This window comes from Ruminococcus sp. 8Y-12, from assembly GCF_058119865.1.
On sequence record NZ_CM176623.1, the window covers coordinates 2,828,550 to 2,854,415 of the forward strand.

24 protein-coding genes and 1 riboswitch are annotated in these 25,866 nt (G+C 49.7%); of the genes, 20 read left to right on the forward strand and 4 right to left on the reverse strand.

The features are described from left to right. Positions 1–63 precede the first annotated feature (63 nt). Entirely contained in the window at positions 64–2,220 is a 2,157-nt protein-coding gene (feoB, locus tag AC0THY_RS10570; RefSeq protein WP_489990569.1) for a ferrous iron transport protein B, read from the reverse strand. Next, positions 2,211–2,468 carry a FeoA family protein gene (locus tag AC0THY_RS10575; RefSeq protein WP_489990570.1) on the reverse strand — a complete coding sequence of 86 codons (258 nt, stop codon included), beginning with the start codon at positions 2,466–2,468 and terminating at the stop codon, positions 2,211–2,213. Before AC0THY_RS10575 ends, feoB begins: the two co-directional genes overlap by 10 nt. Before the next feature lie 107 nt (positions 2,469–2,575). Between AC0THY_RS10575 and AC0THY_RS10580 the strand changes: the two genes are divergently transcribed. The 7 genes from AC0THY_RS10580 (at position 2,576) to AC0THY_RS10610 (ending at position 9,643) form a co-directional block, all read left to right on the forward strand. Further along, the gene (locus tag AC0THY_RS10580) at positions 2,576–3,049 is read left to right on the forward strand and encodes a metal-dependent transcriptional regulator (RefSeq protein ID WP_489990571.1); all 474 of its coding nucleotides are present in this window, start codon (positions 2,576–2,578) and stop codon (positions 3,047–3,049) included. A 66-nt stretch (positions 3,050–3,115) separates the two neighbouring features. After that, entirely contained in the window at positions 3,116–5,377 is a 2,262-nt protein-coding gene (locus tag AC0THY_RS10585; RefSeq protein WP_489990572.1) for a ribonucleoside-diphosphate reductase subunit alpha, read from the forward strand. Between the two features lie 16 nt (positions 5,378–5,393). Next, on the forward strand, positions 5,394–6,437 hold the full coding sequence (locus tag AC0THY_RS10590; RefSeq protein WP_489990573.1) for a ribonucleotide-diphosphate reductase subunit beta: 1,044 nt from the start codon (positions 5,394–5,396) through the stop codon (positions 6,435–6,437). Between the two features lie 103 nt (positions 6,438–6,540). Next, a complete protein-coding gene (gene larB, locus AC0THY_RS10595) occupies positions 6,541–7,302 on the forward strand; it encodes a nickel pincer cofactor biosynthesis protein LarB (protein ID WP_489990574.1) in 762 nt (253 codons plus the stop codon). Then, positions 7,299–8,117 carry a nickel pincer cofactor biosynthesis protein LarC gene (larC, locus tag AC0THY_RS10600; protein ID WP_489990575.1) on the forward strand — a complete coding sequence of 273 codons (819 nt, stop codon included), beginning with the start codon at positions 7,299–7,301 and terminating at the stop codon, positions 8,115–8,117. Before larB ends, larC begins: the two co-directional genes overlap by 4 nt. Positions 8,118–8,196: 79 nt before the next feature. After that, positions 8,197–8,290, forward strand: a riboswitch (NiCo riboswitch). Positions 8,291–8,374: 84 nt separating this feature from the next. Further along, complete coding sequence (locus tag AC0THY_RS10605) at positions 8,375–9,283, forward strand: cation diffusion facilitator family transporter (protein WP_489990576.1); 909 nt, start codon at positions 8,375–8,377, stop codon at positions 9,281–9,283. Between the two features lie 3 nt (positions 9,284–9,286). Further along, positions 9,287–9,643 (forward strand): MGMT family protein, encoded by a 357-nt coding sequence (locus AC0THY_RS10610; RefSeq protein ID WP_489990577.1) that lies wholly within the window; start codon positions 9,287–9,289, stop codon positions 9,641–9,643. Between the two features lie 37 nt (positions 9,644–9,680). Here the strand turns inward: AC0THY_RS10610 and AC0THY_RS10615 are convergent, their stop codons facing one another. Then, positions 9,681–11,042, reverse strand: a complete 1,362-nt coding sequence (locus tag AC0THY_RS10615; protein WP_489990578.1) for an MATE family efflux transporter — start codon at positions 11,040–11,042, stop codon at positions 9,681–9,683. A 193-nt stretch (positions 11,043–11,235) separates the two neighbouring features. Here AC0THY_RS10615 and AC0THY_RS10620 point away from each other — a divergent pair, with 193 nt between their 5' ends. Together AC0THY_RS10620 and AC0THY_RS10625 are read left to right on the forward strand one after the other, a co-directional pair. Next, positions 11,236–12,048, forward strand: coding sequence for a DUF368 domain-containing protein (locus AC0THY_RS10620; RefSeq protein ID WP_489990579.1), 813 nt, complete (start codon positions 11,236–11,238; stop codon positions 12,046–12,048). A 68-nt stretch (positions 12,049–12,116) separates the two neighbouring features. Next, on the forward strand, positions 12,117–12,686 hold the full coding sequence (locus tag AC0THY_RS10625) for an HdeD family acid-resistance protein (protein ID WP_489990580.1): 570 nt from the start codon (positions 12,117–12,119) through the stop codon (positions 12,684–12,686). Between the two features lie 41 nt (positions 12,687–12,727). Here AC0THY_RS10625 and AC0THY_RS10630 read toward each other — a convergent pair whose 3' ends face one another. Continuing rightward, on the reverse strand, positions 12,728–12,955 hold the full coding sequence (locus AC0THY_RS10630; RefSeq protein ID WP_489990581.1) for a hypothetical protein: 228 nt from the start codon (positions 12,953–12,955) through the stop codon (positions 12,728–12,730). A 261-nt stretch (positions 12,956–13,216) separates the two neighbouring features. On the opposite strand from AC0THY_RS10630, the gene AC0THY_RS10635 reads away from it, so the two are divergent. The 11 genes from AC0THY_RS10635 (at position 13,217) to AC0THY_RS10685 (ending at position 25,846) form a co-directional block, all read left to right on the forward strand. Beyond that, complete coding sequence (locus tag AC0THY_RS10635) at positions 13,217–14,023, forward strand: ZIP family metal transporter (RefSeq protein ID WP_489990582.1); 807 nt, start codon at positions 13,217–13,219, stop codon at positions 14,021–14,023. A 17-nt stretch (positions 14,024–14,040) separates the two neighbouring features. Next, positions 14,041–15,018 carry a leucine-rich repeat protein gene (locus AC0THY_RS10640; protein ID WP_489990583.1) on the forward strand — a complete coding sequence of 326 codons (978 nt, stop codon included), beginning with the start codon at positions 14,041–14,043 and terminating at the stop codon, positions 15,016–15,018. 13 nt (positions 15,019–15,031) lie between these two features. Then, complete coding sequence (locus AC0THY_RS10645) at positions 15,032–16,384, forward strand: vWA domain-containing protein (protein WP_489990584.1); 1,353 nt, start codon at positions 15,032–15,034, stop codon at positions 16,382–16,384. Next, entirely contained in the window at positions 16,381–17,889 is a 1,509-nt protein-coding gene (locus AC0THY_RS10650) for an ATP-binding protein (protein ID WP_489990585.1), read from the forward strand. The genes AC0THY_RS10645 and AC0THY_RS10650 overlap by 4 nt, the downstream gene beginning before the upstream one ends. A 177-nt stretch (positions 17,890–18,066) precedes the next feature. Further along, positions 18,067–18,675, forward strand: a complete 609-nt coding sequence (locus AC0THY_RS10655) for a hypothetical protein (RefSeq protein WP_489990586.1) — start codon at positions 18,067–18,069, stop codon at positions 18,673–18,675. A 445-nt stretch (positions 18,676–19,120) separates the two neighbouring features. Further along, positions 19,121–21,595, forward strand: a complete 2,475-nt coding sequence (locus AC0THY_RS10660; protein WP_489990587.1) for a hypothetical protein — start codon at positions 19,121–19,123, stop codon at positions 21,593–21,595. A gap of 11 nt (positions 21,596–21,606) precedes the next feature. After that, positions 21,607–22,278, forward strand: coding sequence for an ABC transporter ATP-binding protein (locus AC0THY_RS10665; protein WP_489990588.1), 672 nt, complete (start codon positions 21,607–21,609; stop codon positions 22,276–22,278). Next, the gene (locus tag AC0THY_RS10670; RefSeq protein ID WP_489990589.1) at positions 22,275–23,456 is read left to right on the forward strand and encodes an ABC transporter permease; all 1,182 of its coding nucleotides are present in this window, start codon (positions 22,275–22,277) and stop codon (positions 23,454–23,456) included. The genes AC0THY_RS10665 and AC0THY_RS10670 overlap by 4 nt, the downstream gene beginning before the upstream one ends. A gap of 113 nt (positions 23,457–23,569) precedes the next feature. Then, on the forward strand, positions 23,570–24,412 hold the full coding sequence (locus AC0THY_RS10675) for a basic amino acid ABC transporter substrate-binding protein (protein ID WP_489990590.1): 843 nt from the start codon (positions 23,570–23,572) through the stop codon (positions 24,410–24,412). Between the two features lie 20 nt (positions 24,413–24,432). Beyond that, positions 24,433–25,113 carry an amino acid ABC transporter permease gene (locus AC0THY_RS10680; protein ID WP_489990591.1) on the forward strand — a complete coding sequence of 227 codons (681 nt, stop codon included), beginning with the start codon at positions 24,433–24,435 and terminating at the stop codon, positions 25,111–25,113. A 7-nt stretch (positions 25,114–25,120) separates the two neighbouring features. Next, the gene (locus tag AC0THY_RS10685) at positions 25,121–25,846 is read left to right on the forward strand and encodes an amino acid ABC transporter ATP-binding protein (RefSeq protein WP_489994177.1); all 726 of its coding nucleotides are present in this window, start codon (positions 25,121–25,123) and stop codon (positions 25,844–25,846) included. Positions 25,847–25,866: the final 20 nt, after the last annotated feature.

A 25,866-nucleotide genomic window follows, 5' to 3' on the forward strand; every position in this document is an offset into this window, starting at 1 on the left:
GATTTAGGCTTATGCCGGTAAAGTGCATCTATTTAAGAGCAGTTTACCGGCATAAGCTTTTGTCTATCTGAACAAAAAGCTGACAAACCGGGCAGCGCCTGCAAAGAGAATGCAGGAAGCCATTCCGATGACAGTGGGAAGCGCGGCCGCCAGAGCAGTCCATTTGAGGCTTCCGGTCTCTTTTTTGATGGTCAGCAGCGTAGTGGAACAGGGCCAGTGGAACAGGGAGAACAGCATGGTACAGGCGGCGGTAATCCAGGTCCATCCGTTTGACACAAACAGCTGTTTCATCTGTGCCATATCCTGGAGTTCCAAAATACTGCCCTGAGACAGATAGGCCATGATGATAATGGGTATCACGATTTCATTTGCCGGGAAACCTAAAATGAAGGCTATTAATATTACGCCATCCAGCCCCATCAGTCTGGCAAAGGGGTCTAAAAAGGCGGCACAATGGGTTAATATGTTTGCTCCGCCCACAGTGATATTGGCCATCAGCCAGATGATCATACCGGCGGGAGCTGCCACCACGGCGGCCCTTCCCAGCACAAACAGGGTTCGGTCAAAAACAGACCTCATAATCACTTTTCCAATCTGTGGCCTGCGGTAGGGCGGCAGTTCCAAAGTGAAGGAGGATGGAACCCCCTTTAGGACAGTTTTGGAGAGCAGCTTTGTGACTGTAAATGTTAGTACAACTCCAAGTAGTATTACGCCTGTCAACAGTAGGGCTGAGGCTATGGAGGAAAGCATTCCTCCGGCGGTTCCGATAAAAAACATCGTGATAATCGCGATCAATGTGGGAAACCTACCATTACAGGGAACAAAGCTGTTTGTCAAAATTGCCAGCAGGCGTTCCCGCGGGGAATCAATAATACGGCAGCCCACAACGCCTGCCGCGTTGCAGCCAAAACCCATGCACATGGTGAGGGCCTGTTTGCCGCAGGCACAGCACCGCTTAAAGGGTTTATCCAGGTTGTAGGCAATTCGGGGAAGGTATCCTGTATCTTCCAGGAGGGTAAACAGCGGGAAAAAAATGGCCATTGGGGGGAGCATTACGGAAACAACCCAAGCCAATACCCGGTAGATTCCAAGTACCAGTATACCGTGAAGCCAGGAGGGAGCATGCAGATATTGAAAAAGCGCAGTCAGCCGGTCCTGGATATCAAAAAGGAAACCGGAGAGAAGCTGGGAGGGATAGTTGGCACCGGTCATGGTCAGCCAGAATACCAGGGCCAGCAAGAGCAGCATAACCGGGTAGCCAGTGCGCCGGCTGGTCAATATTCGGTCCACCTTGAGATCCAGATGACGGTACCCTTTCTTCTCATATGTAACAGCTCCACGGCAAACTGTCTCCGCGGTATTTACAAGGGAAGTTACTACCAGATCCTTTAAGCGGTCCTGGTCAATTCCCTCACCGGCCAGATATGCCTTTGCGGTCTCCAGCGCCGATCTTAACTCCTCCTGGTTTAAGAATGCCTCCCCCAGGTACGCTTTTACTTCGGTGAGGAGGGAGGGGTCCGCATCCAGCAGCCGCAGGCTCAGCCAACGGCTGTCAAGGTCTCGGAAGCCTATGGTTTGTATTACTGGCTCTACCATAGCCACTGCGTTTTCCAGAACTTGAGGATAGTGTACTTCAAAGGTGGGGGAAGACTGCGCTTCCTCCACGGTGTGGTCTAAGGTATCCATGAGATTGGAAAGACTTTTTTTCTTTCTGGCAGTTGTACCCACCACAGGTACATCCAGCCTCTTTTCCAGCAGAGGCAGATTGACATGAATGCCCTTGCGTTTGGCCTCATCCATCAGGTTTATACACACCACGACTTTTGAGGAGATCTCCAGGGTTTGCAGAACCAGATTCAGGCTGCGCTCCAGACATGTGGCGTCACAGACCACCACAACGGCATCCGGCTGCCCGAAGCAGATAAAATTTCTGGCTACTTCTTCCTCTGCGGAGTGTGCCAGAAGAGAATAAGTGCCAGGAATATCCACCATCACATAGGAATGTCCTTTGGTCTGGCAGTATCCCTGGGCACTGGCCACCGTTTTGCCAGGCCAGTTCCCTGTGTGCTGATTCATTCCGGTGAGGCCGTTAAAGACCGTGCTTTTTCCCACATTCGGGTTTCCTGCGATGGCAACGACCAGATCACTTTCAGAATGCTTTTTCAGCTCCAGACCGGAATCCGCAGCATGGATTCCCACGGAACGGTTGGTCAGGCCCATTCTGACACCTCCCTGACAGGATCAACAATAATATTCTCACAATCCTCCGAACGTATGGCTATGACGGCACCCCGGATCAAATATGCACTGGGATCGCCGCCGGGACTTCTGCCAAGACATCTGACAGGCGTATGCTCCACAAGGCCAATGTCCAGCAGGCGGCGGCGCATACTTCCGGTAGAGTACAGTGCGCGGACAGACGCACACTGACCGGGCTGAATATCCTTCAATGAAAATTGCTTTTTCATAAGGGAAACTCCTTCCGAATAGATTTTAGGATAAGGAAACTTTATATCATTAAGGTATTCAGGGGATTGACAATTGGTTACCTCGGAATGCCGGTTATGGGGTGTGAATGGGCAAAACAGAAGGATTTTATACAATGAAGGGGTATCAAATGAACAAGAGTTCTGAGATGTCCAGTGCCATGGAAGACTACCTGGAGATGATCATGCGGCTTGGAAGGGAGGGGAACGAGGTGAGAGTGGGTGACTTGTCCAGAATGCTGCATGTAAAGCCATCTTCTGTGACAAAGATGATTCAGCAGCTTGACAGAAACGGCTATCTCATCTCCAGAAAGTATGGGGAAATTTCCCTCACAGAGAAAGGGCGGCAGGCTGGGAACTACCTTCTCTACCGCCATGATGTGCTTCACCGTTTTTTGTGTGCGTTGAATCACACGGACAATGAGTTGGAGGAAGTGGAAAAACTGGAACATTTTGTGGGATACAATACGGTTGAGAACCTGGACCGGCTGACAAAACGCCTCTCGGAGATGGGAATCTTTCCAATGTGTATACCAAGGATTTCGGAGAGGAAAGAGTCTTGAATAAAACTATATATTGTGGTATTCTGGATAACGGACACCATAAATTGTAGAAAGGGCAGATGAGAGATGGAAAGCAGCAGGATAGAGTACACAGGCTGCCCGGAAAAACTTCTTGAGATTCCGGGAATGGGCTGTGTACTTGAGAAAATAGAGAGAGATTTTCCCCAGAGGGAATATGAACCAGGCATCCTATATACAAAGTTCTCGGATTTTGTTAAATCCGGGGAAAGTCGGGAGGAACTTTTTGGACCGCTCATCCGGGCAGCCGCAGAGCTGACGACGCAGGAGGCGCCCCAGTGGGAGAGGATAGCAGCCAGGCTGTCCATGGCTGAATTTGAGTACAAGCTGGCACTGAATATGGAGAAATATCAAATCCACAGTTTTTATGATAAGCTAACATACCTGACCGGTGAAGAACTCTACGGGAAATATATCCTGGAACACTATTCAAAGGCTGAGATTGACCGGTATGAGTCATGGATAGATGGGAGCAGGAATGAGCTTTTTCACTACGCAGGACTTTCCCTTCTCTTGGAACGCTATGTGATTAAGACCAGACAGGGAGTACCTATGGAGACACCCCAGGAAATGTTTATGGGGATTGCTATGCATTTAGCCATGCAGGAAAAGGAGAACAGGGATGAGTGGGTGAGGCGTTTTTATGATATGCTGAGTCTTTTGAAGGTCACTATGGCGACTCCCACCCTGTCCAATGCCCGCAAGCCTTACCATCAGCTGTCCTCCTGCTTTATTGACACGGTTCCGGACAGCCTGGACGGCATTTACCGCAGCCTTGACAACTTTGCGAAGGTCAGCAAGTACGGGGGCGGTATGGGCATGTACTTTGGAAAGGTAAGGGCAAGCGGGAGCGCGATTCGGGGATTTGAGGGAGCCGCGGGGGGCGTTATCCGGTGGATACGTCTGGCAAACGATACGGCAGTGGCTGTAGACCAGCTGGGGATGCGCCAGGGAGCTGTGGCTGTGTACCTGGATGTGTGGCACAGGGATCTGCCGGAGTTTTTGAACCTGCGCACCAACAATGGGGATGACCGCATGAAAGCCCATGATGTGTTTCCGGGAGTATGTTTTCCGGATTATTTCTGGGAGCAGGCCAGGGACAATATAGAGGGGAATTGGTATCTGATGTGTCCCCACGAAATTTTGACAAAAAAAGGATATGCTCTGGAGGATTGTTGGGGAGATGAGTGGAAGGACAAGTATCTGGAATGTGTGAAGGATGTGGACATTGCCAAGAGAGTGCTGCCCATAAAGGACATCATCCGGCTTATTATCAAAAGCGCAGTGGAAACCGGCACGCCTTTTATCTTCAATCGTGACCATGTAAACCGGGCAAATCCCAACAAACATCGGGGGATGATCTACTGCAGTAATCTCTGCACGGAGATTGCCCAGAATATGAGCGGTATCCAGGAGGTGGAGCAGAGAATAGAGCAGATTCACGGGGAAAACGTGGTGGTCAATGTAACCAAACCGGGAGAGTTTGTAGTCTGCAATCTGGCCAGCCTCTGCCTTGGAAATATTTGTCTGGAGGATCAGAAGGAAGTGGCCTATGTGACAGAGAGCGCCATCAGAGCCCTGGACAATGTGATCGATTTAAACTTCTTTCCTCTTCCGTATGCTGAGATAAACAATAAAAATTACCGTCCCATTGGGTTGGGAGTCAGCGGTTACCATCATATGCTGGCAAAGCGGAAGATTGCCTGGGAGAGTGAGGCACATCTGGAGTTTACAGAGAAGGTCTTCTCTCAAATTCACTACAGCGCTATTCAGGCCAGCAGCAGGATTGCAGCGGAGAAGGGGAGCTATACTTATTTTGGGGGGAGCACATGGCAGAGCGGAGCCTATTTTGAGGAACGCGGGCTGACCACAGGCCGCTGGGAGCAGCTGCAAAGACAGGTACAGGCGCAGGGACTGCGCAACGGTTACCTGCTGGCTGTGGCGCCTACCAGCAGCACCAGTATCATAGCCGGAACCTCCGCTGGCCTGGACCCGGTGATGAACCGGTATTTTCTGGAGGAGAAGAAAAATGGGTTGATCCCCAGGGTCGCTCCGGAACTTACCATGGAGAATTTTTGGTACTATAAAAATGCCCATTCCATTGACCAGACCTGGTCTGTGCGGGCGTGCGGCGTCCGCCAGAGGCATATTGACCAGGCACAGAGCATGAACCTGTACATTACCAATGAATATACCTTCCGAAAGGTGCTGGATCTGTATCTTCTGGCATGGGAGGAGGGGGTAAAGACCATCTATTATATCCGCTCCAGGAGCCTAGAGGTGGAGGAGTGTGAGGTTTGTTCCGCTTAGAAAGAAAGGAAGAGATATGTCAGAACTAATGAAGCGCCCTCTGTTTAATCCCGGGGGAGACACAGAGGTGCAAAGACGCAGGATGATTGGGGGAAACACCACCAATCTTAATGATTTTAACAATATGAAATATGGCTGGGTCAGCAGCTGGTACAGGCAGGCCATGAATAACTTCTGGATACCTGAGGAGATCAACCTGGGTGTGGATGTGCGGGACTACCGGAACCTGCCGGAGGCGGAACGGAGAGCCTATGACAAAATTCTCTCCTTCCTGATTTTCCTGGACAGCATCCAGACTGCTAATCTGCCCAATATCAGTGAATACATTACTGCAAATGAGGTGAATCTGTGCCTCTCTATCCAGGGGTTTCAGGAAGCGGTGCACAGTCAGAGCTACAGCTATATGCTGGATACCATCTGTGAACCCCAGGAGCGCAATCAGGTGCTCTACCAGTGGAAGGAGGACGCGCACCTGCTGAAGAGAAACGAGTTTATCGGAAACCTCTACAATGAGTTTCAGCAAAAGAAGGATTCTCAAATGCTGGTTAAGACACTGGTGGCCAATTATATCCTGGAGGGTATCTATTTCTACAGCGGTTTCATGTTTTTTTATAATCTGGGAAGAAACCGCCGCATGCCTGGTTCCGTGCAGGAGATCCGGTACATCAACCGGGATGAGAATACCCATCTCTGGCTCTTTCGGAATATTCTTCTGGAGCTGAAGCAGGAGGAGCCGGACCTGTTTGACCGGGATTCTATAGAGATATACCGTGAAATGATAAGGGAGGGCTGTGAGCAGGAGATACTCTGGGGACAGTATGCAGTCGGGGATGAGGTGCAGGGGCTGACCAAAGCGATGATCTCCGATTACATTCAGTACCTGGGAAATCTCCGGTGCCAGAATCTGGGCTTTGCGCCAATCTATGAGGGGCATAGGCAGGAGCCGGCATCTATGAACTGGGTGAGCCAGTTTTCCAACGCAAATATGATAAAAACCGATTTTTTTGAGGCCAGAAGTACCGCCTATGCAAAGAGCAGCGCTTTGATCGATGACCTGTAGAATAAATCAAATTGGAGAAAAGTGTTGACTTTGAGTTCACTCCAGGGCTTATGATGTGTGTATAAAATCTAAAGCGAAGAAAAAGACTTAAGGAGATGAAGAGGTGGATAAAAGAGAATTGCAGCAGCTGCTCACACAGGTTGCCCAGGGCGAAGTGAAACCGGATGAGGCGCTGCTTCAGATAAAGACAGAGCCCTACCGGGAGATGGGGTTTGCGAAGCTGGATACACACCGGGGCATCCGGCAGGGGATGGCAGAAGTAATCTACGGAGCAGGAAAGACCAGGGAACAGATTTGCCAGATTGCGGCAGCAATGGTGGAGGAGCACGAAAAGACGGTGCTGATTACAAGGATGTCCCAGGAGGCGGCAGACTATGTGTCCAAAAGATTGGACCTCCGGTATGACGCCCTGTCCAGGATTGGAATCGTGGGGGAGAAGCCCAGGCCTGATGGTATCGGCAAAATCGTTGTGGCCACTGGAGGAACCAGCGATATGCCAGTTGCAGAGGAGGCAGCCCAGACAGCCGAGGTCTACGGCAATGAGGTGGTAAGGCTGTACGACGTGGGCGTGGCGGGTATGCACAGACTGATGAGCCATGCAAAAGAGATCATGAGCGCAAGGGTAATCATTGCCATTGCGGGAATGGAGGGAGCCCTGGCAAGCGTCATTGGAGGGATGGCGGAATGTCCGGTGATCGCAGTTCCCACAAGCGTGGGATACGGAGCCAGCTTTGGAGGCCTTGCAGCCCTTTTGTCCATGCTGAATTCCTGTGCCAGCGGGGTCAGTGTGGTCAACATTGACAATGGATTTGGCGCCGGTTATCTTGCAAGTATGATCAACCATATGGAGGGCGTAAGAGAATGAAGCTGTTGTATTTGGAATGTAATATGGGAATTGCGGGCGATATGCTAATGGGCGCCCTTTTGGAGCTGCTGCCGGATAAGGAGGCTTTCATCCGGCAGATGAATGGAATGGGGCTTTTGGATGTACATATTGGCTGTGAACAGGCAGTGAAATGCGGGATAGCCGGTACCCATGTGTCTGTAAAGATCCGGGGCCGGGAGGAAGAGAGCAAGGAACACCAGGGACAGCATGAGGATCTCCACGCAGCAGAGCATAGCCGCGGGCATGGCCATTCTCACGGTGCTTCACACGCAGACCTGCATAGGGGACTGGAAGATATTTTTCAGATCATTGACGGACTGTCCGTACCGGAAAAAGTGCGCGATGATGCTAAGAATATCTATAAAATCATAGCGGACGCTGAGGGGCAGGTGCACGGCAGAGCGGTGGCAGACATTCATTTTCATGAGGTGGGTACCATGGATGCAGTAGCGGATATTGTTGGTTGTGCATTGCTGTTTGATGAGCTTGGCCCTGACCGGGTGGCAGCTTCAGCAGTCAATACGGGGTATGGTCAGGTGCAGTGTGCTCACGGCATTCTGCCGGTCCCGGCTCCGGCCACAGCGCGGATACTCCAGGGCATCCCCTGCTACGCGGGGGAGATCAGAGGGGAACTTTGCACTCCCACAGGGGCTGCACTGCTTAAATATTTTGTGCAGGACTATACCGTTCTTCCCAGGATGACTATAGAAAAGACAGGTTACGGTATGGGGAAAAAGGATTTTCCGGCAGCCAACTGCGTCCGGGCGTTTTGGGGACAGGAAAGTGAAATATAAGTTCTATGAAGATTAGTATTGACAAATGAAATAGATTTGCATATTATAAAGTAACACTCTTTGCACTGCATCTATATCTACAGTACAAACTGAGCAGGCAGTGGACACATCGTCCATGTGCCGGGTTACCTTATGGTGGCAGCAGATGAAAAGCTAACATCTGCGGGACAGTAGATTACTCGTATTGTTCCGCAGGTGTTTTTTGTTACATGGAAATTTCTTTAGAGTTCAATTGAAAAATGTGGAGGTGATTTTTTATGAAGGGAAAAGAGCGTATGATCCAGTCCGCAGAAGATAAGAATATTGCTATGGAAGTGTCTAAAATCAGTGTGGCAGTCAACCTGGTCTTATCACTTTTTAAGCTGGTGGCAGGTGTGGTGGCCCATTCCGGGGCTATGATCTCTGATGCAGTACACTCCGCGTCAGATGTGTTCAGCACATTTATTGTGATGATTGGGGTAACCATGGCAAACAAAAAGTCCGATAAAGAACACCCCTACGGGCATGAGCGCATGGAGTGCGTGGCATCCATTATACTTGCAGTTGTCCTGGCAGCCACGGGAATCGGAATTGGGGTGGAAGGGATTCAAAAGATAGCAGGGGGAGAATTCAAGACCATGGAGATTCCGGGAATGCTGGCGCTGGCTGCTGCTGTGATTTCCATTGTGACCAAGGAGTGGATGTACTGGTATACCAGAGCCGCTGCAAAAAAGATCAACTCTGGGGCATTGATGGCTGACGCGTGGCATCATCGTTCTGATGCACTCTCCTCCATCGGGGCATTTGCGGGTATCCTGGGGGCCAGACTGGGGTTTCCGGTGCTGGACCCGGCCGCCAGTGTAGTAATCTGCATTTTTATTGAAAAGGCAGCTCTGGATGTGTTTAAGGATGCCATGGATAAGATGGTGGATAAGGCATGTGATGACCAGACGATTCAGCGGATGAGAAATGTAGTGCTAAGCCGGGAGGGCGTCAAGGAGATCGACAATATGAAGACCAGGATGTTTGGAGCAAAAGTGTATGTGGATATTGAGATCGCAGCGGATGAAAACATTACTCTCATAGAAGCACACAAAATTGCGGAGAATGTTCACGGAGCGATAGAAAAAGAGTTTACGGAGGTAAAACACTGTATGGTTCATGTGAACCCATACGGTGCAGGATAACAGATGGATTTTAACAGACGCGTATATGAAGTGTGCAGGTCCGTTCCGAGAGGAAAGGTGGCAACCTACGGACAGATAGCCCTGCTCTGCGGGAAACCGAAAAATGCCAGACAGGCCGGATATGCCCTGGGACATATGCCCAGCGGAGAGGAAGCCCCGGCGTACCGGGTGGTCAATGCCAAAGGCCATTTGAGCGGAGCCGCCGCCTTTGCCGTTTCAGGGCTGCAGAGGCGGCTTTTGGAGTCAGAGGGTGTGATTGTGGACAGTGAGGAGAATGTGGATCTTGGGCGTTTTGGATGGCACAATACTATGGAGGATGCACTGAGGCTTTTGGAACTTTTTGAAGCTATGGGGATATGAGGGCAATAATCTTTATCTTCTACTGGCTTTTTCATAGTTAAGATTTGACATTGACCGACAGACTCTTCTGGCGGTACCAATAATACAGGATAAAGAGCACTGCAGATAAAATCCAGGTGACCGGATAGCTGTAGATAATCGTAGCTACTGAGGGGCTGAGAGGAACAATAAAGAACACCCAGGCAATTCGCAGCAGACAAACACCGCACATGGTCAGCAGCATGGGGATCAGCACATCGCCTATGCCTCTGAGCGCGCCGGAGAGGATCTCTATAAATACGAAGAATATGTAGCAGGGAGTGATCATCTCTAGCATGCGGGTTCCCGCACGGATCACACTAGTATCCGCGGTGAAGATCCGAAACAGCGGGACGCGTGCCAGGATCAAAAAGAGGATCAGCGCTGCGGCAGCTACCAGATCCATGCCCAGACATATCTTGACACTGCGCTTGATTCTGTCTGTTTTCCCAGCCCCGTAGTTTTGTCCCACAAAGGTTGTGATGGCGATCCCGAAGGCACCGCTGATCATCCAGTAGATAGCATCCAGCTTGCCGTAGGCCGCCCAGGCTGCCACGGTATCTGTCCCATAGGAGTTCAGGGCTGCCTGTATTACAATGTTGGAAAAACTGTACATTACGGACTGCAGTCCTCCCGGAAACCCGATACGCAGCTGGGAGCGGAGCACCTGGGGGTAAAAACGGATTTCTTTTATATTGAGGCGCAGCATTTCATCTGATTTTATCAGGGCGCGCGTGACTAGGATGGCGCTGGCTGCCTGAGCAATCAAAGTGGCAATAGCCGCCCCTGCAACACCCATGTCCAGAAAAACAACCATAACAATATCCAGAATAATGTTTACCACACAGCAAACGATCAGATAGTAGAGCGGCCGCTTAGAATCTCCCGCGGCTCTCAGGATGCTGGCTCCCATGTTGTATATGAAAACAAAGAGAATACCTCCGAAGTAGATGCGCAGATAGAGTGTGGAATCTGCCATGAGTTCCGGTGCTGTGTTCATCATGCGAAGAAACATGGGGGAGAGCGCAATGCCCAGCACAGTGATGATTACGCTCCCGGCAATGGAAAAAGCATAGGAGGTATGTATGCTGTAGTTCAGTCCTCTTTTATCGCGCGCTCCATAAAACTGGGAGATGACAACAGAGGCGCCGGCAGCCAGCCCGGTGAAAAAACCTACCACCAAAGCAATGATCTGCCCGGCAGATCCGCCTACGCTTGCCAGAGCTTCTTTTCCCACAAAGCGCCCGACGATGACTGCGTCAATTGTATTGTAAAACTGCTGAAAAAAAGTACCCAACACAATGGGAAAGAAAAAGAGCAGCAGTTGTTTCCATATCACGCCTTCTGTGATTTGGTTTTTTATTTCCCTTTCCTGATTCATAGATACAAATCCTACCCTTTCCATTTTTATATGAAGTCAAAACGTAACAATTCAGCAGGTCTGCGCATTTACGTCAAAACATCATTACTATATCACGAAAGTTGAAAAAAGTCGATAGATTCTGAGGGTTTTTCGGTATGTCAGACCCTTCTGGGGAATAAGCTGGTATGAGAGTGAAACCGGGAGGTTAGGGATGGCAGATTCAATGATTCGTACAGCGTTCAAGGGAGTATGTGTGGGAGGTACTATGCTGGTTCCGGGAGTGAGCGGCGGGTCTATGGCCATGCTGCTGGGATGCTACGACAGACTTATTTCTTCTGTGAGCTCTTTTACGAAAAACAAGAAGGCGAATTTTGTCTATCTTTCTGTATTTGGCATGGGCGGTATCCTGGGGATGATGCTGTTCGCAGGGCCGGTTTCCGCTCTCCTGGAAGCCTACCCGATGCCGATGATGTATTTTTTTATAGGGGCGGTTGCAGGGGGAATCCCAATGATCTACCAAAAGTCCGGGGTTAAGCAGATGGACTGGCGGCTTATTCTTTATCCGCTGGTTGGGGCAGCCGCTGTGATTTTGCTGGGAGCCCTTCCGGCGGGAATACTGGGCGGGGGTCAGAGCGGTGGGGGAGTGGTTCTTTTTTTAGCGGGTCTGCTGGCAGCAGTGGCATTGGTGCTGCCCGGAATCAGCGTCTCTTACATGTTTTTACTGCTTGGAATGTATGGGCGCATCATGGAAGCCATTGCCAGGGTTCAGATTCTCTATTTGCTGCCCCTTGGAGGAGGACTGCTGCTGGGGACAGTGCTGACTGCAAAGATCCTGGAGACAGCCATGAGCCGCCATCCCATGCCGGTATATCTGGTTATTCTGGGCTTTATTCTGGGATCATTAGGCCAGGTATTCCCCGGCTTTCCAGACCAGCCGCAGATCCTCTGGTGTGCTCTGGGAGCAGCGGCGGGGTTTGCTGCCATTCGTCTGCTCTCCTGGCACGAACAGGGGAGTGAAGTGTAAAATACCTTTTGACCACAACGAAATATTGTAGTAAAATGGAAAAAAGCACTGGGAGAGGGAGTCTGCATATGATGAATTTTTGGAAAAGTGTGAAAAAGAGTTTTGTATTGTCCTCGGTTGTGTCCATTCTGTTGGGAATCGTCCTGCTTTTGTATCCTGGTATAACCAGCAAGCTCATCTGTTATTTTGTAGGCGCCATGATTTTGATCCACGGGGTGACGGATGTTGTGCGATATTATAAGAGCAAAGAGGCGGAGTTTTTCTTTCGCTATGATTTGATTATAGGCCTGATTCTGTGCGGGGCGGGAATCTTCATGCTGCTTCAGGCCGAGGTAGTGGTGATGATCATCCCCTTGGTTCTGGGTATCTTCATCATGGTAGATGGCTGTGTAAATATAAAGCGGGCCTTTGAGATGAAAAATTTTGGCTTCCGTAGATGGTGGGCGGCCCTTGTGGCGGCAGTGCTGATGGCTGTCCTGGGTGCGGTGATGCTGTGGAATCCTTTTGAGGCAGCGGAGGTTACCATTGCTTTTATAGGAATTGTCCTTTTGTATGAAGGTATTTCGGATCTGGTGATCGCTTTTTTCATGGGAATGATGCGAAGGAAGATGAAGAAGGCTTTGGAAGAAGACAATTGATTACAGATCAGGCAGGTGTGCGCATTTACTGCGCATCCCGTCTATTCCGAAAGGTCTTTTAACTCCCGGATTAACTCCTCATCTTCGGGGCGGACTTTGAGATTGGATGTGAAGGTTTTGCCCTGGGCAGTGGTAACCTTTATTTCCACGATGCTCCCCGTATCAAGTCCCTCCCTGGAAACCGCATTGAGAAACAGAGGGAATTTCGGATGATTGCGCTGGAATTTTTCCCAGGAAGATTTGAGTTGTAACAGATTCATTGGATTCATAGTAATTGTCCTTTCATGGTAACTATTCAACAGGTCTGAGCATTTACTGCCCAGACTGTGAGTAAATGATTCAGGAGGCAAAATACCTTTTGCACTCAACATCACATTAATATTTAGCGTCCAAGTCATGCGTTTTCGTACCATTCTGAAACGCATGACTTTTTGATTCGGTGTTACTGTGAACAGTAACACCGAATCATATTATACCATAATTCACGGAGTTGTTGTAGAAAACATACAAAAATGGTATACTCTATCCATATGAAGAGAAAGGAGCAAACTACTGTGAATACAAACATAATAATTGGAATTTTGATTCCATTTGCAGGCACCATACTTGGGGCCGCTATGGTATTTTTTATGAAAAATGAGATGGGCACCAGGCTTCAGAAGTCTCTGCTGGGATTTGCATCAGGAGTGATGATTGCGGCCTCCGTGTGGTCTTTGATCGTGCCGTCTATAGATATGGCTGAGGAACAGGGGGTCATTCCATGGCTTCCGGCGGCAGTCGGTTTTGTTTTGGGAATCTTCTTCCTGCTGGGGCTGGACAGCCTGATTCCCCACCTTCATCTGGACAGCGCAAAGCCAGAAGGCATTCAGTCCAGCTTAAAAAAATCAACTATGCTGGTGCTGGCTGTTACACTGCACAATATCCCTGAGGGAATGGCTGTGGGTGTGGTTTTTGCAGGGCTTTTATCTGAGAACGCCCTTATTTCTGGAGCGGGAGCCCTGGCTTTGTCCATTGGCATCGCAATCCAAAATTTTCCGGAGGGCGCGATTATTTCTATGCCCCTAAAGAGCGAGGGCATGGGGCGGTTCAGGTCCTTTTTATACGGAACGGCATCTGGAATTGTGGAGCCCATTGCCGCTCTGCTCACCATCTTACTCACCGGGATTATCACACCGGCGCTTCCCTACCTGCTGTCTTTTGCAGCCGGCGCAATGATCTACGTGGTAGTGGAGGAACTGATACCTGAGTCTCAGGCGGGCGCACATTCCAATATAGGTACCATCGGGGTTGCCGTTGGATTTGTGCTTATGATGATTTTAGATGTGGCACTTGGCTAGAGAAGGAGTGGAAAAAGGTGCAGACATTTGCATATGAAACAACCGAAAACGGCGCAAGGATATTGCGCTGTTTTTCCTGTGACAAGAGAGTGGAAATTCCTGAGCGGTTAGAGGGACTTATAGTCCGGGAGATTGGAGATTACGCATTTTCCGTACATTTTGATGAAGCTGCCTTTAAACTGGGCCAAGCCAGGGGGCGTATCCGGATTGCACAGGGGAGTTTTGGTGGAGACATGCCGCTTGAAGGAGAAGAGGTGGAGGAAGTGATTCTGCCGCCCTCTGTGGAAAAAGTGGGGGCTTACTGTTTCTACAACTGCAGTAACTTAAGGCTTTTGGGATTTACAGGAAGTGTGCGGGACTGGGGCCAAGGGGCGTTTACCGGATGCCACAGGGTACGGGAGCTGGACTACCGGATTATGCCGGGGCAGGTTTCTTGTATGAAAGAGGTGCTTTCTGAACTCCATGAACAATTGCTGGTAACTTACCGGGATGAAGGGGGATATGCCAGACTCCTGTTTCCAGAATATTTTGAGGAGGGAGTGGAGAATACCCCTGCCCGTATCCTGATGACCCGGGTACATGGAAGCGGTCTGTACTACCGGAATTGTTTTGATCAGAAGAATTTTAACTTCGCGGAGTATGACAGGCGCTTTCGGGATGCCAAACCTGTGGAGAGCGGGGCTTTTCTGGCAGATCTGGCGCTGGGAAGGCGAATGTTCCCATATAAGCTGGCGGACACAGCCAGGAGGGAGTATGATCAGTATCTGGAAGAGCACTTTAAACCGATTGTGCAGGAGTTGGTCAGAAGACGGGAGGAGGAGTCTCTTAAGTGGCTGGCCGGAGAGTGGAAAGGACTGGAGGGAGAGTCAACGCCTAAACATCTGGAAGTGATACTGGAGGAGGCAAACAGAGCAGGAATGCTGGAGATGATGAGTTTTCTGATGGAGCTGCACCGCAGAACAGGCAGGAGGCAGAGAAAGGTATTCGAGCTGTAGGAAGGAACGAAATATGGAAAAGAATGTAGTATACACACAGCAGGAACGGGAGCAGGAATTTGCCCGGATCGGGGAGGAGATTCTTACAAATGCCAGGAATGAACTTTATCTCTCAATGCGTTTTCTGGATGTGGCGCTCAGTCAGCTTAGGCTTACGCCGGACTGGGATATTTGCGGACTAGGGACAGACGGGACCTGTCTGTATTTTAAGCCGGATTCCCTGGCACAGCTGTACAGCAGAGGGAGGAGGAATGTGAACAGAGCTTATCTGCACATGGTAATTCACTGCCTTTTCGGCCACATGTACCGGAGAAAAGAACGGGATGTGCGTTACTGGAATCTGGCCTGTGATATTGCGGCAGAATATGTGATAGATGGCCTGTATCAGAGCTGTGTCCATGCGCCGGGTTCTCACCTGCGTAGGGAGTGCTGCCGGAAGATGAAAGAGGATCTTAAGGTGGTGACCGCCCAGGCTGTATACCACTGGCTGTGTTCACAGAGTATGCCGCCTGCCAGGTTGGAGCAGATGGAGAGGGAATTTTTGGCGGATGACCACAGCCGGTGGCAGTCAGAAGCCCCAAAGAGTCAGCAGCAGATGCCAAACCGTTGGGAGGATATCCGGGAAAAGATGCAGACGGAGATGGAGACCTTTGGCAGGGAGGCGGCGGAGGACTCCAGAAGTCTGCTGGAGCACGTTCAGGTGGAAAACAGACAGCGGTATGACTACCGGGATTTTTTAAGAAAATTTGCAGTGCTCAAGGAAGAGATGCAGGTGGATATGGACACCTTTGATTATATTTTCTACAACTATGGAATGGAACTATATGGGAATATGCCGCTGATCGAACCCCAGGAGACCAGGGAAGTGCCCAGAGTGGAGGATTTTGTCATTGTCATCGACACTTCCATGTCCTGCAAGGGAGAGCTGGTAAAGCGTTTTCTGGAGGAGACGTACAGTGTGCTGAGTGAGTCCGAGAGCTTTTTTCGAAAACTCAATATCCATATCATTCAGTGCGATGACCAGATTCAGTCGGATACGAAGATTACGGGCAGGGAGCAGTTAAAGGAGTATATGGGAAGCTTTACGGTGAGGGGCCAGGGAGGTACAGACTTCAGGCCCGCCTTTGCCTATGTGGAGGAGTTGCTGGCAAACGGGGCTTTTGGGAGACTGAGGGGTTTGATCTATTTTACGGACGGGTACGGCATCTTCCCTGGGAAGAAGCCTTCCTATGAGACAGCCTTTGTCTTTATGAGAGGGGAGTACAGGGATGTGGATGTACCTCCTTGGGCCATGAAGCTAATTTTAGATCCCAGTGAAGAGGAACCTTTTTCAGCAGGGAACGATAGAATGAGGAGAACAAAATGAACATCAAGAGAGCAAAACAGGAAATCAAAGACGCCATAGAGGCTTATCTTGCCAGGGATGCGTACGGGGAATACCAGATACCGTCTTTCCGGCAAAGACCCGTGCTTCTGATCGGAGCGCCGGGAATCGGAAAAACGCAGATTATGGAACAGATTGCAAAGGAGTGCGGGGTTGGACTGGTGGCGTATACCATCACCCACCACACCAGGCAAAGCGCCATCGGGCTTCCCTTTATCTCACAGAAGGAGTTTGGCGGCAGAACCTGCGCGGTGACGGAATATACCATGAGTGAGATTGTAGCCTCTGTGTATGAAAAGATAGAGAAGACAGGGCTTAAGGAGGGAATACTGTTCATCGATGAGATCAACTGTGTATCTGAGACCCTGGCTCCGGCCATGCTGCAGTTTCTGCAGTGTAAAACGTTTGGGAACCATGCGGTTCCGGAGGGATGGATCATTGTGGCAGCTGGGAATCCTCCGGAGTACAACAAGTCTGTGCGGGAGTTTGACGTGGTGACAATGGACCGGGTAAAAAGGATAGAGGTGGAGCCGGACTATGAGGTGTGGAAGGAGTACGCCTATCAGGAGGAGATCCACCCTGCGGTGATTTCCTACCTGAACACAAAACCCAGGTATTTTTACCGTATGGAGAGTACGGTTGACGGCAAGTTCTTTGCCACACCCAGAGGATGGGAGGATTTGTCCCGTCTGATCAGCGTTTATGAGAAGTTGGGAAAGCAGGTGGATCGTGAAGTGACCATACAGTATATCCAGTATCCCAAGGCAGCCAAAGATTTTGCAAATTATCTGGAGCTTTATTATAAATACCAGACAGACTATCAGATTGATGCAGTGCTGGGTGGAAAAATTGACGAGATTCTGCTGAAAAAGACAGCACACGCCTCCTTTGATGAAAAGCTGAGTGTGATCGGCCTTCTGACTGCGCGCTGTGTGGAACATTTCCGGCAAGTCTGCAGGCAGGAGGAGACGCTGGAAAAGGTGTTCGCGTGTCTGAAGGAGGGAAAGGAGCGCTTGTTTTCGGGGGCTGCTTCCGATATGGCTGTATGTCTGAAGGAAGAATCGGACAAGCTTGCGTATGAATGTGAACGGAAGCGGGAGGCTGAGCTCTTAACCAGGACGGAGAGGGAGACATTCAGGCGTGCTGGCGCGCTCCTGGAAACCTATGAGAGGGCGTTTGCGGGAGAGCATTTGCAGGATAAAGAGGAGGCATTTGGGAAACTGAAAAGTCTGTTTGTACGGGATCAGGACACTTATGAAGAGCTTATTTGTAAAGCTGGGAGGGCCCTGGAACATGCCTTTGACTTTATGGAAGCAGCCTTTGGGGACAGTCAGGAGATGGTGGTTTTTGTCACAGAGCTGACGGCAAATTATTACTGTGTGAAGTTTCTGCAGAGCTATGACTGCCCCAGGTATTACCGGTATAACGAACGTCTTCTATTTGAAAAAAATCAGCAGAATATTTTGGAGAAACTGGAACGACTGTAAAAGCCAAAAAAGTTTCAGTCAACTGACACAGGGTTTTCACAGATCAACCATAAAAAGAACATATTTCCATTGTAAAGTAAATTTAACGAGTAACTGTGAAAGTATTGAACAGTTACATGTACGAAATATGGTAATGTCTGCGTCCTTAGACATGCCTGTTTAGAAAGGAAATGGGATATGGTTCGAAAAAAGGTTATTACAGTTATATGCATAGTGATAACAGCAGTGAGTGTGATAGGGTGTCAGAGCAGCGGGAACAATACATCCACAGTGGGAAGTTCTGATACATCCCAGGCGGCCTCCTCAGAGACAGGTGAGAGTGCCTCTGGTTGGGAGGAGGATGGCAGTATTGTAGGACAGGTGACAGCGGTTGAGGGAAATGAGATTACTTTAGCGCTGGGAACAATGGAAGGTCCGGGAGGCCAGGCACCGGGCGGAGAAATGCCGGATGGAGAGATGCCGGATGGAGAAATGCCGGATGGAGAGATGCCGGAGAAGATGACCGGAGATGAAAACGGTATAGAGGGAATGGAACCGCCCCAAAACGGAGACGGGGAAGCTCCGCCGGAAATGCCGGGAGGGCTTAATCTGACAGGTGAGGAACAGACCATTACTGTTTCCGATGAAACAGCCTATACTGTGGATGAAAGGGGGGAGAGCACAGAAGGCTCTCTTGCGGACATTGAGGCTGACAGTATTCTGAGAGTTGTGATGGATGGGGATACGGTCACTTCTATTACCATAATGAAAATGGGAAAGGGTTTACCGGGGCAGCCAGAGGTATAACAGCCAACAAAGCTGACGAACCGCTCACAGCGGGGGGATATAACACTCGCGGCAGCCGCCGGATCGCCATACAGGCACGGACCCTTGGCTTGTTACTCGCGGGAATCAATTTGAGAAGCCACATGCTTTTATGTCATAGAGACATAAGCGTGTGGCTTCTCTGCTTTTATTAAGAAACCTTAAAAAAATTTGGGGTTTTATCACACAAAGATCATGGAAATTCGTGCCTTTTTACACAGAATGAACACAAAGGTTATCTATGATAAAAAAGATAATACGTAGCTGTTCAGTACCTTCACGGGTACATGCAAAATTCTATTAAAATTACCTTCGGTGATGGAATTTTTGCGCCCATGAATTATATTCTTACAGTCAGCGCAGTAAATGCAAAGACCTGTTGAATAGTTACGATAAAATGACAGTATAGGTGTGAGGAGGAACAAATATGAAGCGGAAGAAAAGAGGAAAAAGGGGCAAAATTATAATCCTGGGCATTGCCGTGGTGGTTTTGCTCGCAGCAGGGATATTCTTTTTTGTATTCAGGGGAAGGCGTGCAAAGGCCATGGCTATGGCCCCAGCACAAGCAGTCTCCACGGCGGCTGAAACAGGAAATATTTCTACCACTGTGGTAGGCACAGGGACGCTGCAGAGTGATACGGCAGAGGATATAGAAATTCCTGAGGGGATCAAAATCAAAGAAGTTCTGGTGGAGAGCGGCGACAAAGTAAAACAGGGAGACGTGCTGGCTACCCTGGATGAGGCCTCCCTGGCCCGGCAGATGGCCCAGGTGCAGGAGGAGATTGCGGATCTGGATGAGGAAATCAATGAGGCGAAGGATGACTCCTCATCGAAATACGTAAAAACCCAGGTAGCGGGCCGCGTTAAAAAGATCTATGCCCAGGAGGACACAGCAGTAGCCGCGACCATGGGAGAAAAGGGAGCGCTGATTTTGCTCTCCATTGACGGAAAGATGGCGGTAAAGCTTGAGAGCGTCTCCAATGTGGCAGCGGGGGACGAGGTAACGGTCACTCTGACAGACGGGGATACTGTGGATGGAACGATTGAGAGTGTGGATTCGGACGGCTGCATTATTACCATGAGTGACAAGGGGCCGGAATATGAAGAGAAAGTTACCGTAGCGGATGCAGAGGGAAAGAAATTGGGAAGCGGCCAGCTTTATATCCATCAGCAGCTTCCAATTACAGGAGCAGGCGGAACCGTGTCCAGCATTAAAGTGGAGGAAAATGAGAGTGTCAGCGCAGGTCAGTCCCTGATTAAGTTAAAGGATGTGCCTGCATCTGCAGAGTACCAGCAGCTCATGGCAGAGAGGGGACAGTTGACCAATGAGCTGCAGGAACTGACAAATCTGTCCCTTACCAATGCGGTCACAGCAGAGTTCAATGGAACCGTGTCCAGCGTCAATGTGACAAGTGACAGCACGGTAAAGAACAGCACCGCCAACGGAAGTACAGCCGGAAGCAGTTCAGGAAATGCAATGGGGGTGAGTGCGGCAGCGAATGTAAATACACAGAACGTTCAGATGGTAAGCACAAGTACTGCCGTAAAGCAGACTTCTGGGTTTACATTTGCCAGCACTAAGACGGAAAAGAAGGATACAAAAACAGAAGCCTCTGTTATCAATATTTCCGATCTGGGACAGATTCTTCAGGAATTAAAGGTGACCGTTCCTGTTACAGGCAACATTCCCCAGACTAATATTGAAGCAAAGGAGGGGTATTCGGGAGCCATTTCCTGGTCACCGGCAGACAGTACTTTTTCTCCTGCCACTGTGTATACGGCAGTAGTGGAGCTGAGGGCAAAAGCGGGTTATCAATTTTTGATTTCAGATCAGACAAATGCCGTCTACGCAGGAGCCAGTCAGACAGCATGGGAAGTGGCCGAGAACTGTGAGGCCAATACGCTGAAGCTTACCCTGGTTTTTCCTGCAACACAGCAGCCAGAGTCTGAGAGTGAAACCACAGGACAATCGGAGACGCAGCCTCAGTCTGAAACCCAGCCTCAGTCCGAGACGCAGCCTCAGTCCGAAACCCAGCCTCAATCTGAAACCCAGCCCCAGTCCGAGACACAGGGGGGGACAAAGGGCACGGATAAAAAAACAGCAGGAAACCCGGCGGGAAGTAGTTCACCAGGAACAACAGGAAACGCAGGCGGCAGTTCAGGTATATCAGGCGTATCCGGAGGAGCAGGCATTTCCGGAGCATCAGGGGGGAATACCACAGCCTCAACGGGCACATCCTCTGACAGCAGTACTTCCTCTACAGAGACCAGTGAGGACTCAAATTATGTGACAGCCTTCACGGTAACAGAGGACGAGAATATGATTCTCTCCGTTAACATCGATGAATTAGACATTCTGTCTATTCAAAAGGGGCAGAAGGCAGTTATAACTCTGGACGCCCTGGAGGGGCAGGAGTTTGAAGGGGAATTGACTGGGATTTCTGACACCGCCAGCAACAGCGGCGGAGTGTCAAAGTACAGTGTGGAGATCACGATACCGAAAGAGGAATCGATGATGACAGGTATGAATGCCTCTGCAACCATCACCATTGAGAGCAAAGAAAATGTGATTCTGCTTCCCGCAGATGCGATTCAGGAGCGGGGAGATAAGCAATTTGTCTATACTGAACAGGACAGCGAGGAGGGGACTCTCTCCGGTGAAGTGGAGATAGAGACGGGAATCTCTGACGGAAGCAAGGTGGAGATCACCAGCGGATTGAGTGATGGGCAGACCGTCTATTACAACCCGGTGGTCAGCGAGGACAGCAGCACCATGGAAGACATGATGATGGGTGGACCGATGATGGGCGGCCAGATGCCGGATATGCCCTCCGGAGGATTTGAAGGACAGAAAGGCGGCGGAGGCGGTGAGCGCCCAAGCGGCTTCCCAGGTGGTCAGTGAGGTGACGGAAAATGATTAGATTTCAGGATGTATCAAAGGTATACAGCATTGGCGGTGAGGAAGTGAGGGCTTTGGATCATGCCAATATGCATATCTCCCAGGGAGAGTTTGTGAGTATTATCGGCCCTTCCGGCAGCGGAAAATCGACCATGATGAATATTATAGGCTGTCTGGATGTGGCAGACGAGGGGGAGTATGTACTGGACGGCCAGTCCATTGAACAGTATTCAGAGGGGGAGCTGACCAAAATCCGCAACCGGAAAATAGGATTTATATTCCAGAATTTTAATCTTATCGCCAAGATGACGGCAGAGGAAAATGTGGAACTTCCATTGATTTACCAGGGAATCAAGGCACATGAGAGAAAGCGCCGTGTAACGGAAGCCCTGGAGCGGGTAGAGCTTATAAAACGGAGGCACCACAGGCCCACGGAGCTATCAGGGGGCCAGCAGCAGCGTGTGGCAATCGCAAGGGCCATCGTTACGCAGCCTTCCCTGTTTTTGGCGGATGAACCCACCGGAAACCTGGATACTAAGACAGGGAACGAGATTATGAGCCTGTTTCACGAGCTGCACGAGAGCGGCAACACCATTGTACTGATTACCCATGACGAGAAGGTGGCGCTTCAGGCCAAGAGAAGGATTCGTATCCTGGACGGTCATGTAGAGGAGGTAAAAGAATGATTTTTCAATCTCTGAAAATGGCCTGGAGTGCCATAATATCCAACAAAATGCGTTCCTTTTTAACGATGTTGGGAATCATAATCGGTGTTGTATCCCTGGTTGTACTGGTCTCCATTGTAAGCGGGGCCACGAACTCTGTGACCGATCAGATTAACAGCATCGGAACCAATACGCTGACGGTCAGTGTTGTGGACGATAAGGAAAATCCATTGAGGCTTTCTGAAATGTCCAAATTTGCTGAGGATGAGGAAATCGATGAGGTTGCCCCCTATGCGCAGACCAGTTTGACTGCTAAAAATGGTTACAACAGCGAGTCCATAACTGTGTACGGCACAACGGGTTCCTACTATAATATACAAGGGCTGTCCTTGGCAGAGGGACGGTTTATCAAAAAGACGGATGTTGACAACCATACCTATGTGGCTGTGATCAATCAGACCGCAGCGGAGGAGATTTTCGAGACAACGGATGTGGTGGGGAAGAGCATCTCTCTAAACGGAAAGAGTTTCCTGGTGATCGGGTTGATGGCGGAGGAGGAATCCCTCACCTCCTCTATGAAGTCAGAAGTGCTGGAGGCCTATATCCCCTATAGCACCATTATGCGCATGGCGGACAATATATCGAATGTAACTACTTTTTATGCCTCCTCAACCAATGAGGAGAGCATGGATGAGGCGGAGAGTGCGCTTAAAAATATGATGATGGAGAGGTTCCAGCAGGATGAGGATGCCTTTAGCATTATTAACCAGTCCGCATTAATGGATACCATGAGCAGCGTCACGGACACACTTGCCCTGATGCTGGGGGGAATCGCAGGGATATCCCTGATTGTGGGAGGCATTGGTATCATGAACATTATGCTGGTGTCTGTCACAGAGAGGACAAAGGAAATCGGTATCCGCAAGGCAATTGGAGCGGGCAGGGGAAGCATTATGATGCAGTTTCTGATCGAAGCGCTGATGGTAAGTCTGCTGGGGTGTATGCTGGGAATTGGGTTGTCCTGGGGAATTCTCAAAATAGCCACCGCTGTGGTGGAAGATATGACCTTCCAGCTGTCCATGAATGTGGTCTGGGTATCCGTAGGATTTTCCGTCCTGATCGGAGTTCTATTTGGAATTTATCCGGCAAATAAGGCAGCCAAAAAGCATCCCATAGAGGCCCTGAGATATTCCGGATAATTTTCCTGTATTTTTATGAAAAGAATTGCTGTTTTATGCAGAACTGCAGTTGACAATCTGTAAAATAGATGATAAATTTAGCAGGAATACTAAGTTTATCAGGAGGATAAAAGATGAAAAAGTTAATTGCAGCTGCATTGACAGCGACGATGGTATTTTCTTTAAGTGCATGTGGAAGTAAGCCCAGTTCCTCAACCGAGGCGCCTGCAGAGTCAGGTGCAGCTACCGAGGCAGCTCAGACAGAAGCAACAGGTGAGCTGGAAGTGACGGATACAGAGGAAGGGGCTGAGGCAGCAGGCGGCACTCTGGTAATGGCCACCAACGCGGAGTTCCCTCCCTATGAGTACTATGAGGGCGACCAGGTGATCGGCATTGACGCAGAGATAGCTGGAGCCGTGGCAGCGGATATGGGTATGGAGCTGAAAATTGAGGATATGGCATTTGACTCCATCATTGCAGCCGTTCAGGCAGGTAAGGCTGACATCGGCGTAGCCGGTATGACTGTGACAGAAGACCGTCTTGCAAATGTTGCATTTTCCGATACCTATGCCCAGGCAAAGCAGGTTATTATTGTAAAAGAAGGCAGCGAGATTAAGTCCGCAGACGACCTCACCGGCAAAAAAGTGGGTGTTCAGTTGGGAACAACAGGAGATATCCTGGCAGATGACATCGAAGATGGGGAAGTAGAGCGTTACAATAAAGGATTTGAGGCAGTTCAGGCCCTGACACAGGATAAGCTGGACGCAGTGATCATTGACAATGAGCCGGCCAAGGTTTTCGTATCTGAGAATGAGGGACTTACCACAATTGACGATGCATACGAGGTAGAGGAGTATGCGATTGCTGTGGCAAAGGACAACACAGAGCTTTTGGATAAGATCAATGCGTCTCTGGCAAGTTTGAAGGAGTCCGGAAAACTTCAGGAGATCATTGATAAGTATATCAGCGCAGAATAATTCGAGGGGAATGTCAGGCCATGGCAGAGAGATTCTATAATAATTTTATCAAAGACGACAGGTGGAGATATATCACAGACGGTCTGGGCGTGACGCTCAAGGTTACGATTGTGGCAGTGCTCATCGGCATTGTCCTGGGCTTTCTGGTGGCAATCGTGCGTTCTACCTACGACAAGACACATAAACTGAAGGTTTTAAATTTCATATGTAATGTTTATCTGACTGTAATCCGCGGAACGCCTGTGGTTGTACAGCTGTTGATTATCTACTTTGTTATCTTCGGATCTTTTGATATCGATAAGGTGATTGTGGCCTTCCTGGCCTTTGGTATCAATTCCGGTGCCTATGTGGCGGAGATCATACGAAGCGGTATCATGTCCATTGATGACGGACAGTTTGAGGCAGGGCGCAGTCTGGGTTTTAACTACATTCAGACCATGCGCTACATCATTCTCCCCCAGGCGCTGAAGAATGTTCTGCCCGCCCTGGCAAATGAATTTATCGTTCTTCTGAAGGAAACCTCTGTGGCAGGCTATATCGCACTGCAGGACCTGACAAAGGGCGGAGACATTATCCGTAGCCGTACCTACGATGCTTTTATGCCATTGATTGCTGTAGCCCTGATCTATCTGGCTATGGTAATGCTGTTTACAAAACTGGTAGAGTTACTGGAGAGGAGGCTGCGAAACAGTGAGCGGTAGTGAAGCTTTGATTCAGGTGCAGGATCTGGTAAAGACCTTCGGGGGACAGGTTCATGCGCTAAACGGAGTCACCACAGACATTCACAGAGGAGAAGTGGTCTGTATCATTGGCCCTTCCGGCTCCGGCAAGAGTACTTTTTTGAGATGTCTAAACCGTTTGGAGGACCCGACAGGCGGGCACATCATTTTTGACGGCGTGGACCTGATGGATCGTAAGACAAATATTGACAAGCACCGTCAGAAGATGGGTATGGTATTTCAGCATTTTAACCTGTTTCCCCATATGACGATTTTAAAGAATATGACCATAGCTCCCATCAAACTGCAGGGCAAGAGTAAGGAAGAGGCAGAGAGGGATGCCAGAGTCCTTTTGGAGAGAGTGGGGCTGGCGGACAGGGCAGAAGCATTCCCAAGTCAGCTCTCGGGCGGACAAAAGCAGAGGATCGCCATTGTCCGCGCCCTTTGTATGAAGCCGGAGGTGATGCTTTTTGATGAACCCACCTCAGCCCTGGACCCGGAGATGGTTGGAGAGGTGCTGAGCGTTATGGGAGATCTGGCAAAGGAACACATGACAATGGCAGTGGTAACCCATGAGATGGGATTTGCAAAGGAAGTGGCAGACCGGGTGATCTTTATGGCGGAAGGCAAGATTGTGGAAGAGAATACTCCAAAGGAATTGTTTGAGAACCCTCAGACGGAGAGACTGCAGAATTTCCTGAGCAAGGTGATATAAGATGTGGAACGAAAAGCCCT